The organism is Micromonospora sp. NPDC049089, from assembly GCF_040648775.1.
GTDB lineage: Bacteria > Actinomycetota > Actinomycetes > Mycobacteriales > Micromonosporaceae > Micromonospora.
Window position 1 is genome coordinate 26819 of the sequence record NZ_JBEZEH010000035.1, and the last position, 13186, is coordinate 40004.

Genomic DNA, 13186 nt, shown 5'->3' on the forward strand with positions numbered 1-13186 from the left:
GGCTCCTCAGGGCTGGCGGCGGACGAGTGGGTTGGTGGTGTTGGCGCGGCCGAGTCGGCGCAGGGCGTCCCGGCGGCGGTCGGCGAGGTCGGCGTCTTGCGCTGCGAGGTGGTCGAGGAACTGCTCGGCAAGAGGACCGACGGGCTCGGGCTCTCCGGGGATGGTTTCGACGCTCACGGGGGATAGGTCAGAGCCACTTCCCGTGTGGTTGCGCTGGTCAGGGGCGCAAATGCATCGACCGCACGGGTGATCCGGGTGATACGGGGGTTGGTTTTGGCCCTCTACGGGGTGCGCGTAAAAAAACTCCTGGTCTATATGCGGACACATGGGGTCACATGGGGTGTTGCGACCGTGAGTTTTTTCTTCGCGCACGTCCCGGGTGGTTAAAAACGCGGTTCTATCACCCGGATCACCCGTAACGTCGATGGATTTGTGCGTCTGATCTGGGCATTCGTGTGTGGATCTTTCCGGGGGGTAGGACGATCTTGGCTTTCTATCCCCCGTAGCACCCCCGGAATTCACGGGGGATAGCCGGGGATAGGTCTCGCCTATCCCCCGTGAACCGCCGGCCGGCGTCACTGCGCCCCCTCCGGAACGCCATCGGACTTTGGAGTCACCGAGTACGACCAGACCTTCGTGTCCGTGTCGTAGAAGCCGTTGAGCCGGAACCCACCGCGGTAGCGGCCACGCTCGGAGGCGAGCATCTTGCCCAGGCCGACCGCCGACGGTGGCTGCCCGTCCTTGCGGCGGACCAGGAACGTGCCCTTCCAGTCCCGGCCATCGACGATGCTCGGCGTCGTCGAGTCGTACAGCTGCTTGGCGGTGACCTCGTTGGTGCCGTACAGCTCATGCCACCGGGAGTAGAACGCCCCGTACTGGGCTTCCTCTTCGTCGACTTCGTGGAGGCTGCCCCGGTTGGTCATGAACCCGGGCTCGTCCAGCCAGCCGAGGAACCCGGCGGTCGCCGACGCCCAGGGGGTGAAGCTGCGCATCGGTGTCTCGATGCGGTTGGCGCCGGAGACGATCCAACCGCGCACCAGGATGAGCAGGTGGTAGAGGACGGTGGCCCGGTTGATGGGGTCGCCGAGCCATTCCTCCAGGTCGCCGAGGACGAACCGCGACGGTGGGCGCATGGCCGGGTCGGGCATCTTCGCGTCGAGGCGGATGAGGACGGTGCGGGAGGCGAGGTCACCGCCGATGGAGAGGCTGTTGCCGGTGACGAACCAGACCCGGTCGTTGGGCACCCGCACCGTAGTGGACACCCCGAGGATCCGGTCGGACCAGACGGTTGCGGTGAGCAGCGCGGCGAGGGTGGGCTGGTCGACGGTCTCGGCCTTGCCGACGTTGTCGAGGCAGACGACGGCGCCGCCCTTGTCGACGAGGATCGAGGTGATGACCTTCCGCAGTTCGACGTCGTCGCCGACCCAGGGCCGGGTGTAGCCGGAGTAGACCCTCGTCATGATCGTGGTGAGCAGGCTCTTACCTGTGGCCGGTGAGGTGGCGTCGACCGCGGCGAGCGGGACGGGCACCCCGCCGAGGAAGGGGCGCAGCAGCGGAGCGACGAGCATCCCCAGGTAGTTGGCGCGCGATGGCCCGACCCAGGGGAAGTCGACGAGCAGCTCGTCGAAGACGAACGTTCGCGCGGCGGCGAGTTCCTCATCGGTGGGTCGTTCGGGCACGACCGGCAGGGGCAGCTTCGGCGCGTAGATCAGCCCGGTGGCCGGGTCGTAGCCGGGCTCCTGCACCAGGCTGCCGTCGTCCGGCCGGAACACCGGAGTGGTGACGATGCCGTTGAGCGGTGCCAGCTTCGGCCAGTGCGCCGACGACAGGGCGGCGGCGGCGACGTGGCCTTTCGGGGTGGCCTCGGTCTCGACGAGTGCGCTGTCGCCGTCGGCGAGCTTCTCCTTGACCAGCTCGTAGGTGAAGGTGTGATCGGCGAGCAGCCGCGCGAGGCGGGTCTGGTCGACGATGGTGATGATCTGCGCCGGGTCGTCGTCGGTGGCGATGGCGCCGGACGGGGTTTCGACGACCACGACGCTGCCGGCCCTGACGTAGGTGTCGGGGACCGCGCCGTCGTCGAGTGCGGTGGCGATGGCGCGGATAGCCGCCGGGTCGGTGTCGAGCAGGACGCGGGGTTGGCCGTTGGCGGCGAGTTGGTCGGCGCGGGCCTTGATCTCGGCGCGGCGGTGTTCGGCCTTGCGGGCGCGTTCGATCTTTTCGGCCTGCTTGGCGAGGTGCCGTTCGTGGGTTTCGCGTGCTCGCCGTGCGGTGTCGGTTTCGGGCTTGCCGACTGCGGTGAGGTGGCGTTCGGCCGTCATGCCGCCACTCCCAGGTGACGGACGGGCCGCCCGGTCTCCCAGTCGATGCCCAGGCATCCGCCGGGGAAGTCGCCCTCGCGGTGCTCGGCCCGGTCGGCGGCCCGTCTGGCGTCGCGCTGCTCGACGGCCCGGTGGTGCCACCAGAGGGCATCGGCGGCGGTGAGGTTGCCGCGTACGCCGTCCTTGGCGGCCCGGCGTGGCCCGCTGAACCCGTACCGCAGCCCTTCCCAGACCTCGGCGAGGGTGCGCTCTTCGCCGTCGTCGTTGCCGTTGATGTAGCCGGCTTCGTAGGCGAGGTTCCACAGCGCGGGGTCGTCGGTGTCCGGCTGCTCGGCGGCGTCGATGCCGACCTGGAAGGCGAGGGCCATCAGGTAGGCCACCTGGGCGCGGGTGAACGTCTCTTGCCCGCTGGCAAGGGCGGTGAGCGCGCGGCCGGCGGCCGGCGTGTGGGGCAGGGCGCGGACCTCGTCGGCGCTTGGGGTGGTGCTGGTCATCAGGTCCCCCCTGGATGTGTCTGCGGTCGTGGGTGGTGCCGGATGGTCGGAGCCCTGCACCGACAGGTGCCGATGCGGGACTCCGGCGAGCCGGATCAGAAGGGCGGGTCTTCTAAGGAGCCGGCGGCCGGTGCGGGCGAACCCCAGGGGTCGTCACTGCGGGTGGGTGCCTGGCCCTGGCTCGCGCGGCCCATCTTTTTGACCTGGGCGGTGGCGTAGCGCAGGCTCGGGCCGACCTCTTCGACGTCCAGCTCGTAGACCGTGCGCTTCTCGCCGTCCTTCTCGTACGACCGCTGCTTGAGCCGGCCCTGGACGACGACGCGGGCGCCGCGCTGGAGGGACTCAGCGATGTTTTCGGCCATCTGCCGGAAGGCGGTGCAGCTCAGGAACAGCGCCTCGCCGTCTTTCCACTCGCCGCTGTCCTTGTCCTTGACCCGCGGGGTGGAGGCGAGGCGGAACTTCGCCAGGCCCACGCCGGAGGGCAGGAACTTCAGCTCGGGGTCATCGGTCAGGTTCCCGACGACCGTGATGATGGTGTCCGTCATGACTGGCCTTTCTGGCTGTTGATGTGGCAGGGGCATTCGCAGTTGGTGGCGGTGCAGTGGCGGTGCCGGCGGCCGTAGCAGGACGGGCCGAGCAGCAGCCGGCGCGACGCGCGGACGAGCCGGCGGACCTCACTGCGGGTGATCCGCTCGGACCTCGGGGCCCGGACCGTCTCGCGGTAGCCGCAGTGCAGGCAGTGGTGCTGGGTGGTGTTGGAAGCCCCGTCGGCGGGCTCGACGGTCAGCGCCTTGCTGCACTTCGGGCAGCGCTGGTCGGATCGCTGCTCGTCGACGGGGCGGATCACGCCGCGGCCTTGCGGGCGTTTCCCAGGCGGGCCAGCAGCGCGCCGAGGGTGGTGGAGTTGCCGTCCTCGTCCTCGACGGCGGCGCCGAGGCGGCCGATCTGCTCTTCGGCCTTGTACAGCTGGCCCAGTTCCTCGAACGTGGTGGCCGGGTCGAGGGCCTTGCGGCGCACCTCGGAGACGGTCATGCCGGGGTCGGTGCCGTCGGACAGCCAGGCGAGGATGGTGCCGCCGAAGTCGCCGTCGGGCTCCCGGATGACCGCCTTCGCGAGTCCCTTGCAGCGGGACTTGGCGACGATGAGCGTGTTCTCCAGGTCGAGGTCACCGACGATGTCGAACTCGTACTCGATGCCGTCGCGCTGCTCCGGCTTGGTGCCGATCTTCCGGGGGATCTTCTTGCCGCGGTCGTTCTCCTCGACCACGTACTCGGTCTTGGTGCGCATGGTGACGATGACGTGACCCGGGTAGGCCAGCAGCGCGTCGACCATGGCCCGCTCCATGGGTCGGGCCTCTTTCCACCCGGCGAAGGTGTTGCCGCCGCCGGAGCGCTTGGCGGCCTGGTCGACCTGCTCCAACATGCCGCCGGTGCCCATCCAGAAGTGCGACAGGCTGTCGACGATGACCACGTCGTAGCCGGCACCACCGGCGGCGGCGAGGGCCTTGACGAGGTCGCGGGGGTCGTAGGTGTGCATGGCGAGGGTGTCGAAGGTGAACAGGTCGGCGTACTTGGCGGCGCTGCCCCGTTCGGTGTCGATGACGGCGATGCGTCCGCCGAGGGCGGTGGCGGTGACGAGGCTGGTGTAGGTCTTGCCGCTGCCGGACGGGCCGGCGAACGCGAGCCGGGCTTTGGCTTGGGCTTTGGTGGCGGGTGCGAAGGTGAAGTTCACGGTGTCTCTCACTTCTGGGGGTTCTGGCGGGTGGCCTGCTCGTTGAGGTCGACCCGCTTGCAGTCCGGGCACTGGTGGCTGCCGGCGGCGAACAGCGGATCGAAGGGCGGCCACTGGTCTTCGGGCAGTTCGCAGGTGACGCAGGTGTTCACCGCTTGCCTCCCCTGATGAGCCGGAGTGGTTGTCCGCCGGGCTCACACCCGGGGTGTCGGTCGTAGACGCCGGGGGTGCCGTCGGGGCCGGCGGTGGCGGCGGGGTCGACGGGCCACCGGCAACCACCGGCGCAGGGCTGGCCGCCGTTGAGGGCGGCGTGGGTGGCGGCGCCGATGTCCGCCCAGGTGCCGGCCTTCACGCCGCCACCTCCAGCGCGGCCAGGTCTTCGACCTCGATGGCGAGGGCACCGCCGAGGGCCCGGCAGTACCGCTGCGGGCTGATGAGGACCACGCCTGTCTTGGTGTGCTCGTAGTTGCTGACGGCCCGTTCCGTGAGGTCGAGCCGTTCGGCGACAACGGCCTGGGTGAGGCCGACGGCGCGGCGGGCGGCGCCGAGGTTGCCGATGAGGTTCGCCTGGTCCCACCGATGGGCGCGCTCCGGGTCGGACGGTCGGAAGACGTCGGCGGTGGGGTCGTGGATGGTGCCGACGCCGGGGAGCGCGTCGGGGTAGGCGACGATGCGCAGGTTGACGGCGTGGGCGTAGCGCTGGAGCACCAGCAGGTGCCAGTTGGTGCCTTTCTCGACATGGGCGATGGCGGTTTGGCTGAGTCCCATGGCCTTGGCGAGTCGGGCCTGGCTGAGGCCGCGCTCGTGGCGGCGTTCGACGAGCAGGGCGCGGAGGCTGAGTCGGGCGGCCAGGTCGTCGGGGTGGAGGTCGGTGACGGGGGTCATGCCGCCAGCTCCTGCTCTTGCTGCTGCGAGGCGGCCTGCTGCCGGTGCCAGTACTTCTTGACGGCTCCGCCGCTCCACCCGACGGCTGCGCCGATCTGCGTCCAGGTGGCGGGGGTGGGGCGGTCGAGCATCGCGGCGATCGTCTGGTGGTGTTCGGCGAGCCCGGTCCGGCGACGCTGCTGGATGGGGTGGACGGACGCGCCGCGGGGGCCGCGCTTCACGGCGCGGCGCTCCCTCTCGGACATGCCGCCCCATACGCCGAACTCCTCGCGGCGGTCGAGGGCGTACTCCAGGCATTCGGTCTTGACGTCGCACCGGCCGCAGATCCGCTTCGCTGGCTCGGCGGTGCCGCCTTTTTCTGGGTAGAAAATCTCCGGGTCGACCTGGTTGCAGATGGCACCCTGCTGCCAGTCGGGCCGCTGGCTGCCCATCACCACTCGCTCTCGTCGTCGCACGCCTCGGACAGGCAGCTCAGGAGCTTGCGGGAGGTGGCGGCGACCTCGTTGAAGGTGGCCTTGCCGACCAGCGCCTTGAAGTCGTCGCCGGTGGTGGTGGTGTTCCAGTCGATGCCGGGGATGTCGGCGAGCTGCTGGCCGACGGTGCGGCAGCAGTTGAGGCAGGCGCGGGCGCCGATGCGCCGTCCGGTGGGCAGGTGGGTGACGGCGAAGGTGCTGGCGAGCCGGGGTGCACCTTCGCTGAGGTAGGCGCTGGGGGTGATGACGAGGTGGTCGCTGATGGGCTCGTAGGGGACGGTCATGCGGCCGACGACGATGCGGTCCTGGTTGTAGATGTCGAGGGTGATGATCGGGATGGTCGGGAGCGTGGTGATCACTGGTCGTCTCCGTTCTGTGTCTGGTCGTCGACGTCCGCGCCGTCGGCGGCCCACCGGGTGATCTCGTCGTCGGTGGCGACACCGGCGATGCCGTCGGCGATGGGCGTCGGGCCGGTGAGCGCGCCGCGGATTTCGGCGAGCACCTCTTCGCGGGTCTGCGGCGGCTCGGGCACGTTGGGCACGTTGAGCAGTCCGGTGGTGTCCTCGTAGCTGGAGGGCACCTGCTCGACGGTGCGGGTGACGCGTTGCAGGGCGGCGGGGCTGAGCCGGTAGCCGCGGTCGACGGGGCGGACGTTGCCGCGGTGGTGGCGGCCGGTGTCGCCGGGTTCGAGTTCGTCGGCGGGGGTCCACGTTTCGTCGGCGCCGACGTGTTCGGTGGCCGCCTGGTCGTCGAGCCCGATCCACTGGGTGAGGCGTTGCCGCCAGGTGGTGGCCGGTGGGGTGGGGTTGGTGGGTGCCCAGGCGTGGACGGTGCCGTCGCGGAGGTCGTAGCTCACGACGCCACCTCGGCGGGCAGCTCGACGGTGACGACCTTTGGCGCGTACGCCTCGTTGCCCTCGCCCGCCGCGATGGCCCATCCGGTGGCCTGGGTGATAGCGGCTTTGGTCGCCACGTCGGTCGCTCCGATGACCTTCGCGGCGGCGACTGGCACCTCGGGAACGAGGCAGCAGGAGCACCCACGCCCCATCTCGGCCTCGGCTGCGGCGAGGGTGTACCGGCCAGCGTCTGCCGGGTTGCTGCGGTAGCCGGATCGATTCGGCCCCCACCATGACCGGTGGTGTTGGGACCAGATCAGGTAGTTGAGGGGGTCGCCGGCAGCCTCGGTCGTCGTTTCGACCTTCGCCAGCGCCTCGTCGCGCTGCTGCCGTACCCGGGCGTTCTCGGCGACGAGCCGGCCGTTCTCGTTGGCGAGGTTGGCGGCCTGCTCGCGGGACTTGGTGAGGGCGGCGCGCAGCTGCTCGACCTCGTCGCAGAGGGCGGGAGCCTTGGCGGCCAGTTGCGCGGCGGTCCACGCCTTCTCGCCACCGGGGCCGATGGCCGAGGCGTGCTGCTTGGCGAGGCGGCGGATGGCGGCGATGTCGTTGGTGGTCACAGGAAGCTCCTGGCGATGAGGGCCCAGATCGGGGCGACGATGGCGAGGCCGACGAGGAAGCCACGGAAGGTGCGGACGGCGGCGGGGTCGGGGCTCACGCGGACCTCCGGACGTGGAAGCGGGGCAGGTGGAAGTGCGGTCGGGGCAGGCGCGGCAGGCGCACCAGGTCCCGGAGCCGCTGCCGGTACACGGCGAGCACCTCGGCCAGGTAGGTGGGGGTGCTGATGGCGACGGCGGCGGCGCGCATCTGGTGGCGTAGGCCCCGCCAGCGCAGCCACCACCCGCCGGCCTTGAAGGCGAGGGCGAAGAGGGCGAGTTCGAGCAGGAGGCGGGCCATCACGCACCGACCTCGGTCTTGCACGGAGGGCACAGGATCGGCGTTGAGCGGCTTCCCTTGCCCCTCGGCGGCGGCAACTGCCAACCGGCCTCCTGGGCACCCTTCTTCAGGCCGAAGAGGAAGCCCGTCTCAGCGAGAGAGGCCGGGTAGCCGTTTCCGCATCGGTCGCAGCTCAGCTCGTGGTAGGTGAGGATCGGCATCTCAGGCCACCTCCCCGCGTGCGGCCCGGGTGCGGACCATGGCGGCCCTCAGGTCGGTGACGGTGGCCCGGCAGCCGTCGATCAGGGCGTCGGTGCCGTCGACCAGCTCCTGCAACCGGGCGAGGTCGACGACCTGGGGTCCGGGGCGTCCGCCGTCTCCGGTGCCGGGGCCGGTGGGCGGTGTGCCCGTCGGGCCGGGCTGGAAGTGGGCGAAGCCGGCGGTGAGGGCGGGCATGTCGCCGAGGTCCATCACGACGCACCACCCGGGAGCACCTCGGCCTGCGTGACGAGCCGGATGGTCTGAATATCGTCCTCATGCGCCGACAGCGTCAGCAGCCAGTGCCCGTCGATCTCCGCGTGGAAGTGGATGACCGACGGCTTCGGCTGGTCGTCGCCGAGCCCGGTCAGCATCCCGGCGGCGACGAGCGCCATGCCCCGGCGGGGCCACGACACCTGGTGGGCCAGGACGCTCTCGATGTGCCCCGACTTCCAGGTGATTTCGTAGGTCTGGACGGGTCCGTGGTCGTAGCTCATCGCTTCGCCTCCCAGCGGTGCGGCGGGGCCATCGCGGCGACCAGAGCGGTCGTCGCCTGCCGGTGCGTGATCTCGGCCTGAACGAACAGCCGGCACTCGGCGGCGATCTCGCCGGTGCGCCCATTCAGATCGGTCAGGGTCGCGGCCAGCTCCGCGTCGGTGGCGACGTCGAGCTTCATGCGCAGATCGGCGAAGGTGTCCGCCTTGATCGGGCCGGTCATCGGGTCATCGCCTTGCAGGTGTCGTGGCACAGCCACTGGTTCGTGGTGCCGGTCAGCGGGTTGCCGGGGATCAGCGTCAAGCCCGACGTCGCGCCGCAGATCCCGCACTTGCGGTCCGGGTTGGTCTCGACGTTCGCGATGAACGCGCTGTCGCTGCGACCCATCCGGTACGCCGACGAGAACACCGGCGGCAGGATCCCGACGGCGGCGAGGATGTCGACCGCCTCGCGGACGGTGGCCGCCGGGTACTCGGTCGGCTGGCCGGTGAAGTACGGGGTGCCGGCGGGCTTGCGCCACACCTGAAGCCCGGCCTCGTTCACCCGGACGGTGACGGTGGCCTGGTCCTCGAACGGGGCGTTTTGGTAGCCGCGCCATCCGCCGACGCGCCAGCCCTGGATGCGAGCCCAGCGGGATACCTCGGCGAGCTGTTGGCGGTCGGTGGTGAAGCCGGTGGTCGTGGAGGTCATGCGATACTCCCTGGGGTCTGGCGCTCCGCGATGTCCTTGCCGGGATGCGGGGCGCTGGTTCTTTTCCGGGCCCGGGTGGGCACCGGGGCGGTTCAGGCGGCGCGGCGGGCCTTGCGGGCTGCGGCGCTCCTCAGCGCCAGTCGGGCGAAGTACGCCTTCTTGGCGGACTCGGCGCGACGGGCTCGTTCCTGCGGAGGCAGCACCCCCTCGGGGTCCACCTCCCGCTCGAACCGGTCGATGAAGGCGGCGCGGGCCTTGCCCGTCGCGGCCTGGCGGTCCTCTTCGCGTGACCATCGGGTGTGGGCGGCGGCTTGGGCGTGCAGCCGCCGAGAGCTGGCGGTCATGACCACTCCTCGCGGAACAGCCGCTCGTAAGCGACCTTGGGGTACGCGAGCCGGACCCGGGCGATGAACTCCGCGCTGACCGCCTGACCCCGCAGAATCCGCGACAGGTTGCCGGGGTCGACGCCCAGGTGGCGGGCGATGTCTGCGGTGTGTTCGAAGCCGAGAGGCTTCAGTAGGTCTGTGAAAGCGGCGGCGTTGAGCCGTATCTTTGGGTCAACCTCACGGGCTGCGTGCATGCATCCACGCTAGCGCTGTGCACGCATGCATGCAAGACTCTTGGCAAAGAAATGCACGCAAGCATCCAGACATCGAGGAGGACGCATGGCGCATCCGAGCAGGTCAGACGCTCCCCCACGCGTACACCCAGCGCAGGGACGCGCCCACGCACCCGGGGCGATCTATCGCGCCTCTCGTGCACCGATGCACGATGGCGTAACCTTCATGCACGTGAGCAGCGATTGGGATCACGAGCGTTTCCGTAAGTACGTGATCGAGCACGCCAAGCGGGCGGGGGTCGCCCACGACCAGGCCAGCCTGGCGAAAGTCACAGGCATCGACACCGGGTCGCTCGGTCGCTACTTCCGGGGCCAGGTCCAGCCCGGCGAGGGCAACCTGGAAGTCATCAACCAGAAGGTGCCTGGCACGACGATGAAAGACCTCCGGGTCCTCGCCGGCCGAGCAAAGCCATCCGAGTACGAGATGGACGCCCCGCCCGCCCCGCCCGCCAGCCAGCACCCCCTCGCCGACAAGGTCAGCTACCTGCTGGGCACCAACTCCCCCATCGACACAGCCGAGCAGGCACTGCTGACATCCCTGCTGGAGCGAGTCCTCGACACCTACCCCGCCCAGGGCACCCGCCGCCGCACAGCCTGACCCCCGACGCGACAAAGCCCCGGCCCCCACCGAAGGGGAGCCGGGGCTTCTGCTTGTGCTCAGATGCGGTCTCCGAACGCGAGCCGCCGGTACGCCTCCTGCGCTCGGGTCGCCGCTGCGGCCTTTCCGTACCGGTCGAGCATCTGGCGGTTGCGCCAGCCGCCGAGGACCATCAGGTCACCCTCGTTGCCGCCGGCCTCACGGAATGCGCTCGCCCAGGTGTGGCGCAGCATGTGTGGGTGAAGGTGGAAGCCGCACTGCTCGGCGCGGCGCTCCAACATCCGCTTGACGCCGTCACTGCCCAGGGTGGCCCGCCCCCTGTCCCCGAGCCACAACTGCGGCAGCTCCGCGTACGGGTGCTTTCGGCGCTCCCGCAGGTATCGGTCCAGTGCCCGGGTGGCTTTCACTCCGAGCGGCACCGCCCGCCGCCGCGGCCCGGACCGGTTGGTGCCCTTGCCCTCGACGAACAGCATCCGTTCCCGGGTGTCCACCCCGTTGAGCGCGAGCCCGGCAACCTCCGCCCGCCGCAGGCCCCCGTCCACGAACACGTAGATGATCGCGGCGTCGCGCCGGCCGAGGAACGTGCGGGCGTCGCAGGAGGCGAGGAGGGCTCGTACCTGGTCGACGGACAGGATCGGGGTGCGTGGATCGTTCGGAGGTGGGGTGCGCAGTCCTTGAGTGGGGTCCGTGTCTGTTTCGCCCTCGTCCAGGGCCCAGCGGTAGAAGTTCCGCACCCCGGGAAAGTAGCTGCGGGCGGTGCCGTTGGAGGTGCGCTCGCGGAGGTCGACGATCCAGGCGCGGACCTGATCTCGGGTCACGTCCGACGGGCCGGTGTCAGGGTGATGCTCGGCGAGCCACCCGGCGAGCAGCGTCATGGCCTTGCGGTAGCTGGTGAGGGTGCGCGGCGAGTAGCCGTCGGCACGCATCGCGAGGTCCCAGGAGTCGAGCAGTACCGCGAAATCGGCGTGCATGCGCGCACTTTATAGGAACGCTGAGCGCTGTGCACAACCCCAACGCGGAGACTCGACCGCTGTATTACCTGTTCAGCAGCCCTTTTAACGTCTCCGCGTTGGTGGTTGCATAGTCCTTATAGCAGTTGTTCATGAGCACGTGGGTCTGGCCTGCCTCGTCGGCGAGCTCGCGCAGCTTCGGCGCCCAGTCGGCCAACTCGCGCTGGGAGTAGTGGTAGCCGAACTTCTCGTGGATGTCCTTGCTGGTCCACTTGTCGCTGTGCCCGTGGAAGCGCATGACCGCGAGGTCCGCGGTGGCGGCCAGCACCGGGGGCAGCGACGAACGGTGGCCCTGCGGCATGTCCACGCAGACGTACGGCAGTTTGTGCTCGCGCAGAAAGGCCAGGGTCTCGTCGGCGTTGTCGCCGTCGAACCAGGAGGCGTGCCGGAACTCGTACACCGGGCGCAGCGGCGCGCAGCGCTTCGCCACCTCCAGCAGGTACTGCTTGTTGGCCCGCTTGATGGTGAACCAGGGTGGGAACTGGAACAGCAGCGCGCCCAACTTGTCGGCCTCGACCAGTGGGTCCAGCGCGGACAGGAAACGCGTCCACACCTCCTCGTACGACTGCGCGGGCAGGTCGTCGGGGTAGACGTTCTTCTTGTCGGTCTCCGGGCGCAGGTCCTTGTAGAGCGCGCTGACCCGGGTGGGGTGCCCGGTCAGCAGGCTGAACGCCTTGACGTTGAAGGTGAAGCCGGCCGGGGTGCGTTCGGCCCACAGCCGCGCGGTCGCCTCGGCGGGCGGCGAGTAGTAGGTGGCGTCCACTTCGACCAGCGGGAACTGCTTGGCGTAGTAGGCCAGCCGCTTCTCCGGGGTGTCGGCGGTCTGCGGATACCACCCCGAGTCCAGCAGTGTGCGGTCGGTCCAGGAAGCGGTGCCCACGAGGATGTCACCCATGGCTGAAGTCCACCGCGTCCGGGACCGACCGGCAACCGCTGGGGTGGCTCAGGCCGCCCGCCGCTCGCGAGTCTGCTTGCACGTCACACAGGTGGTGGCGGACGGGAAGATCTCCAGCCGCTCCACCGGGATCGCCGCCGAGCAGCCCTCGCACCAGCCGTAGGTGCCCTCCTCGAGCCGACCGAGGGCGTGCTCGTACTGGGCGCGGCGGTCGAGGATGGTGCGCAACAGGGACTGGGCGGTGTCCCGCTCGGCCGTCTTGGTACCGCTGTCGGCCTGGTCGTCGCCGGCGGTGTCGCCGACCTCCACCAGCCGCAGCACCTGGCTCTGGAGCACCGCCTGGTCGTACTCCGCGGTCAGCTCGTCGTAGCGCGCCTGGAGCGACTGTCGGATCTGGTCGATCTCCGTCTGGGACCGGGCCGTACCGACCGTGTCGTGGACGAGCATCGCTGCCTGCCTTTCCTGGGCCTGTGGCACAAGGTGAACCGGGTGCCGGCGGCGCGGGGCCCCGGTCACGGTCGCGTTCGGTGCGCGGGCGATCACCCGTGCTCTGTGAGCCGGGCGAGTACCCGCCGGACCGGCCGGGCAAACCGACAAACTCTCGGTTGTTGTCAGTCGTCTTCGCCGGGCTCCACGAGCGCTGGTCGGCGGGGGTCGTCGGCGCGTACCACGACGTCGGCGAAGCTCGCCGGGACGACCTCCTCGGCGTACCGGCCGAAGGCCGGCAGCGCCCACTGCTGGGCCGCTTCGGTGCGTCGGCGAAGCGCCGCCGGGGACAACTCCAGGTGGACGGTCACGTCGAAGGGCAGGCCGCCGCCGAGCAGCAATGAGCCGCTGACCAGGACGACACCGCCGGGTGCCAGGTCGACGTATCGGGCACGGCTGGCCCGGTCGGCGTCGGCGTCCCAGAGCGACGGGAGCACTCGGCCGGGGCCCCGACCAGGCGCAGTGG

Annotated in this window: 24 protein-coding genes and 2 pseudogenes; 1 reads left to right on the forward strand and 25 read right to left on the reverse strand. The window is 70.1% G+C overall.

All coding sequences use genetic code 11. The annotated features are described in order from the left end of the window. Nucleotides 1-6: 6 nt before the first annotated feature. The 21 genes and pseudogenes from AB0B48_RS09070 to AB0B48_RS09170 all read right to left on the reverse strand — a co-directional run bounded on the left by AB0B48_RS09070 (nt 7) and on the right by AB0B48_RS09170 (nt 9692). The gene (locus tag AB0B48_RS09070; protein ID WP_357198161.1) at nt 7-177 is read right to left on the reverse strand and encodes a hypothetical protein; all 171 of its coding nucleotides are present in this window, start codon (nt 175-177) and stop codon (nt 7-9) included. A gap of 398 nt (nt 178-575) precedes the next feature. Further along, the gene (locus tag AB0B48_RS09075; RefSeq protein WP_357198164.1) at nt 576-2318 is read right to left on the reverse strand and encodes a hypothetical protein; all 1743 of its coding nucleotides are present in this window, start codon (nt 2316-2318) and stop codon (nt 576-578) included. Next, a complete protein-coding gene (locus AB0B48_RS09080; protein WP_357198167.1) occupies nt 2315-2812 on the reverse strand; it encodes a hypothetical protein in 498 nt (165 codons plus the stop codon). The genes AB0B48_RS09075 and AB0B48_RS09080 overlap by 4 nt, the downstream gene beginning before the upstream one ends. 95 nt (nt 2813-2907) lie before the next feature. After that, nucleotides 2908-3357 carry a single-stranded DNA-binding protein gene (locus AB0B48_RS09085; protein WP_357198170.1) on the reverse strand — a complete coding sequence of 150 codons (450 nt, stop codon included), beginning with the start codon at nt 3355-3357 and terminating at the stop codon, nt 2908-2910. After that, nucleotides 3354-3659 carry a hypothetical protein gene (locus AB0B48_RS09090; protein ID WP_357198173.1) on the reverse strand — a complete coding sequence of 102 codons (306 nt, stop codon included), beginning with the start codon at nt 3657-3659 and terminating at the stop codon, nt 3354-3356. Before AB0B48_RS09090 ends, AB0B48_RS09085 begins: the two co-directional genes overlap by 4 nt. Continuing rightward, entirely contained in the window at nt 3656-4543 is an 888-nt protein-coding gene (locus tag AB0B48_RS09095; protein ID WP_357198176.1) for an ATP-binding protein, read from the reverse strand. Before AB0B48_RS09095 ends, AB0B48_RS09090 begins: the two co-directional genes overlap by 4 nt. An 8-nt stretch (nt 4544-4551) precedes the next feature. Further along, nucleotides 4552-4695 carry a hypothetical protein gene (locus AB0B48_RS09100; RefSeq protein WP_357198179.1) on the reverse strand — a complete coding sequence of 48 codons (144 nt, stop codon included), beginning with the start codon at nt 4693-4695 and terminating at the stop codon, nt 4552-4554. Continuing rightward, a complete protein-coding gene (locus tag AB0B48_RS09105; protein ID WP_357198182.1) occupies nt 4692-4895 on the reverse strand; it encodes a hypothetical protein in 204 nt (67 codons plus the stop codon). Before AB0B48_RS09105 ends, AB0B48_RS09100 begins: the two co-directional genes overlap by 4 nt. Further along, nucleotides 4892-5428, reverse strand: a complete 537-nt coding sequence (locus AB0B48_RS09110; RefSeq protein ID WP_357198185.1) for a helix-turn-helix transcriptional regulator — start codon at nt 5426-5428, stop codon at nt 4892-4894. Before AB0B48_RS09110 ends, AB0B48_RS09105 begins: the two co-directional genes overlap by 4 nt. Before the next feature lie 212 nt (nt 5429-5640). Continuing rightward, nucleotides 5641-5859 (reverse strand): annotated as a pseudogene (locus tag AB0B48_RS09115) (WhiB family transcriptional regulator); the annotation flags it as partial. Further along, nucleotides 5859-6260, reverse strand: coding sequence for a hypothetical protein (locus AB0B48_RS09120; protein WP_357198188.1), 402 nt, complete (start codon nt 6258-6260; stop codon nt 5859-5861). The pseudogene AB0B48_RS09115 and the gene AB0B48_RS09120, both read right to left, overlap by 1 nt. Beyond that, the gene (locus tag AB0B48_RS09125; RefSeq protein WP_357198191.1) at nt 6257-6757 is read right to left on the reverse strand and encodes a hypothetical protein; all 501 of its coding nucleotides are present in this window, start codon (nt 6755-6757) and stop codon (nt 6257-6259) included. Before AB0B48_RS09125 ends, AB0B48_RS09120 begins: the two co-directional genes overlap by 4 nt. Then, nucleotides 6754-7353, reverse strand: coding sequence for a hypothetical protein (locus AB0B48_RS09130; RefSeq protein WP_357198194.1), 600 nt, complete (start codon nt 7351-7353; stop codon nt 6754-6756). Before AB0B48_RS09130 ends, AB0B48_RS09125 begins: the two co-directional genes overlap by 4 nt. Before the next feature lie 94 nt (nt 7354-7447). Next, nucleotides 7448-7693 carry a hypothetical protein gene (locus AB0B48_RS09135; protein ID WP_357198197.1) on the reverse strand — a complete coding sequence of 82 codons (246 nt, stop codon included), beginning with the start codon at nt 7691-7693 and terminating at the stop codon, nt 7448-7450. Continuing rightward, on the reverse strand, nt 7690-7890 hold the full coding sequence (locus tag AB0B48_RS09140; protein ID WP_357198200.1) for a hypothetical protein: 201 nt from the start codon (nt 7888-7890) through the stop codon (nt 7690-7692). Before AB0B48_RS09140 ends, AB0B48_RS09135 begins: the two co-directional genes overlap by 4 nt. Nucleotide 7891: 1 nt before the next feature. After that, entirely contained in the window at nt 7892-8140 is a 249-nt protein-coding gene (locus AB0B48_RS09145; RefSeq protein ID WP_357198203.1) for a hypothetical protein, read from the reverse strand. After that, a complete protein-coding gene (locus tag AB0B48_RS09150; RefSeq protein WP_357198206.1) occupies nt 8140-8424 on the reverse strand; it encodes a hypothetical protein in 285 nt (94 codons plus the stop codon). Before AB0B48_RS09150 ends, AB0B48_RS09145 begins: the two co-directional genes overlap by 1 nt. Next, a complete protein-coding gene (locus tag AB0B48_RS09155) occupies nt 8421-8645 on the reverse strand; it encodes a hypothetical protein (RefSeq protein ID WP_357198209.1) in 225 nt (74 codons plus the stop codon). Before AB0B48_RS09155 ends, AB0B48_RS09150 begins: the two co-directional genes overlap by 4 nt. Further along, nucleotides 8642-9112 (reverse strand): hypothetical protein, encoded by a 471-nt coding sequence (locus tag AB0B48_RS09160; protein WP_357198211.1) that lies wholly within the window; start codon nt 9110-9112, stop codon nt 8642-8644. Before AB0B48_RS09160 ends, AB0B48_RS09155 begins: the two co-directional genes overlap by 4 nt. 92 nt (nt 9113-9204) lie before the next feature. Next, nucleotides 9205-9456 (reverse strand): hypothetical protein, encoded by a 252-nt coding sequence (locus tag AB0B48_RS09165; protein WP_357198214.1) that lies wholly within the window; start codon nt 9454-9456, stop codon nt 9205-9207. Then, a complete protein-coding gene (locus tag AB0B48_RS09170; RefSeq protein WP_357198217.1) occupies nt 9453-9692 on the reverse strand; it encodes a hypothetical protein in 240 nt (79 codons plus the stop codon). The genes AB0B48_RS09165 and AB0B48_RS09170 overlap by 4 nt, the downstream gene beginning before the upstream one ends. Before the next feature lie 211 nt (nt 9693-9903). On the opposite strand from AB0B48_RS09170, the gene AB0B48_RS09175 reads away from it, so the two are divergent. Further along, a complete protein-coding gene (locus tag AB0B48_RS09175) occupies nt 9904-10329 on the forward strand; it encodes a hypothetical protein (protein ID WP_357198220.1) in 426 nt (141 codons plus the stop codon). 59 nt (nt 10330-10388) lie between these two features. Here the strand turns inward: AB0B48_RS09175 and AB0B48_RS09180 are convergent, their stop codons facing one another. The 4 genes and pseudogenes from AB0B48_RS09180 to AB0B48_RS09195 form a co-directional block, all read right to left on the reverse strand. Continuing rightward, nucleotides 10389-11300 carry a tyrosine-type recombinase/integrase gene (locus AB0B48_RS09180; RefSeq protein WP_357198223.1) on the reverse strand — a complete coding sequence of 304 codons (912 nt, stop codon included), beginning with the start codon at nt 11298-11300 and terminating at the stop codon, nt 10389-10391. 64 nt (nt 11301-11364) lie between these two features. Continuing rightward, nucleotides 11365-12234, reverse strand: a complete 870-nt coding sequence (locus AB0B48_RS09185; protein ID WP_357198226.1) for a DUF72 domain-containing protein — start codon at nt 12232-12234, stop codon at nt 11365-11367. Between the two features lie 48 nt (nt 12235-12282). Further along, nucleotides 12283-12681 (reverse strand): TraR/DksA C4-type zinc finger protein, encoded by a 399-nt coding sequence (locus tag AB0B48_RS09190; RefSeq protein ID WP_124823205.1) that lies wholly within the window; start codon nt 12679-12681, stop codon nt 12283-12285. A gap of 164 nt (nt 12682-12845) precedes the next feature. Then, nucleotides 12846-13186, reverse strand: a pseudogene (locus tag AB0B48_RS09195) (uridine kinase); the annotation flags it as partial.

Bases quoted from the DNA above. Each gene is read 5' to 3' on its own strand.
- AB0B48_RS09075 (WP_357198164.1), bottom strand. From the start codon at position 2,318: ATGACGGCCGAACGCCACCTCACCGCAGTCGGCAAGCCCGAAACCGAC.
- AB0B48_RS09080 (WP_357198167.1), bottom strand. From the start codon at position 2,812: ATGACCAGCACCACCCCAAGCGCCGACGAGGTCCGCGCCCTGCCCCAC.
- AB0B48_RS09085 (WP_357198170.1), bottom strand. From the start codon at position 3,357: ATGACGGACACCATCATCACGGTCGTCGGGAACCTGACCGATGACCCC.
- AB0B48_RS09110 (WP_357198185.1), bottom strand. From the start codon at position 5,428: ATGACCCCCGTCACCGACCTCCACCCCGACGACCTGGCCGCCCGACTC.
- AB0B48_RS09140 (WP_357198200.1), bottom strand. From the start codon at position 7,890: ATGCCGATCCTCACCTACCACGAGCTGAGCTGCGACCGATGCGGAAAC.
- AB0B48_RS09145 (WP_357198203.1), bottom strand. From the start codon at position 8,140: ATGGACCTCGGCGACATGCCCGCCCTCACCGCCGGCTTCGCCCACTTC.
- AB0B48_RS09150 (WP_357198206.1), bottom strand. From the start codon at position 8,424: ATGAGCTACGACCACGGACCCGTCCAGACCTACGAAATCACCTGGAAG.
- AB0B48_RS09155 (WP_357198209.1), bottom strand. From the start codon at position 8,645: ATGACCGGCCCGATCAAGGCGGACACCTTCGCCGATCTGCGCATGAAG.
- AB0B48_RS09160 (WP_357198211.1), bottom strand. From the start codon at position 9,112: ATGACCTCCACGACCACCGGCTTCACCACCGACCGCCAACAGCTCGCC.
- AB0B48_RS09165 (WP_357198214.1), bottom strand. From the start codon at position 9,456: ATGACCGCCAGCTCTCGGCGGCTGCACGCCCAAGCCGCCGCCCACACC.
- AB0B48_RS09170 (WP_357198217.1), bottom strand. From the start codon at position 9,692: ATGCACGCAGCCCGTGAGGTTGACCCAAAGATACGGCTCAACGCCGCC.
- AB0B48_RS09180 (WP_357198223.1), bottom strand. From the start codon at position 11,300: ATGCACGCCGATTTCGCGGTACTGCTCGACTCCTGGGACCTCGCGATG.
- AB0B48_RS09185 (WP_357198226.1), bottom strand. From the start codon at position 12,234: ATGGGTGACATCCTCGTGGGCACCGCTTCCTGGACCGACCGCACACTG.
- AB0B48_RS09190 (WP_124823205.1), bottom strand. From the start codon at position 12,681: ATGCTCGTCCACGACACGGTCGGTACGGCCCGGTCCCAGACGGAGATC.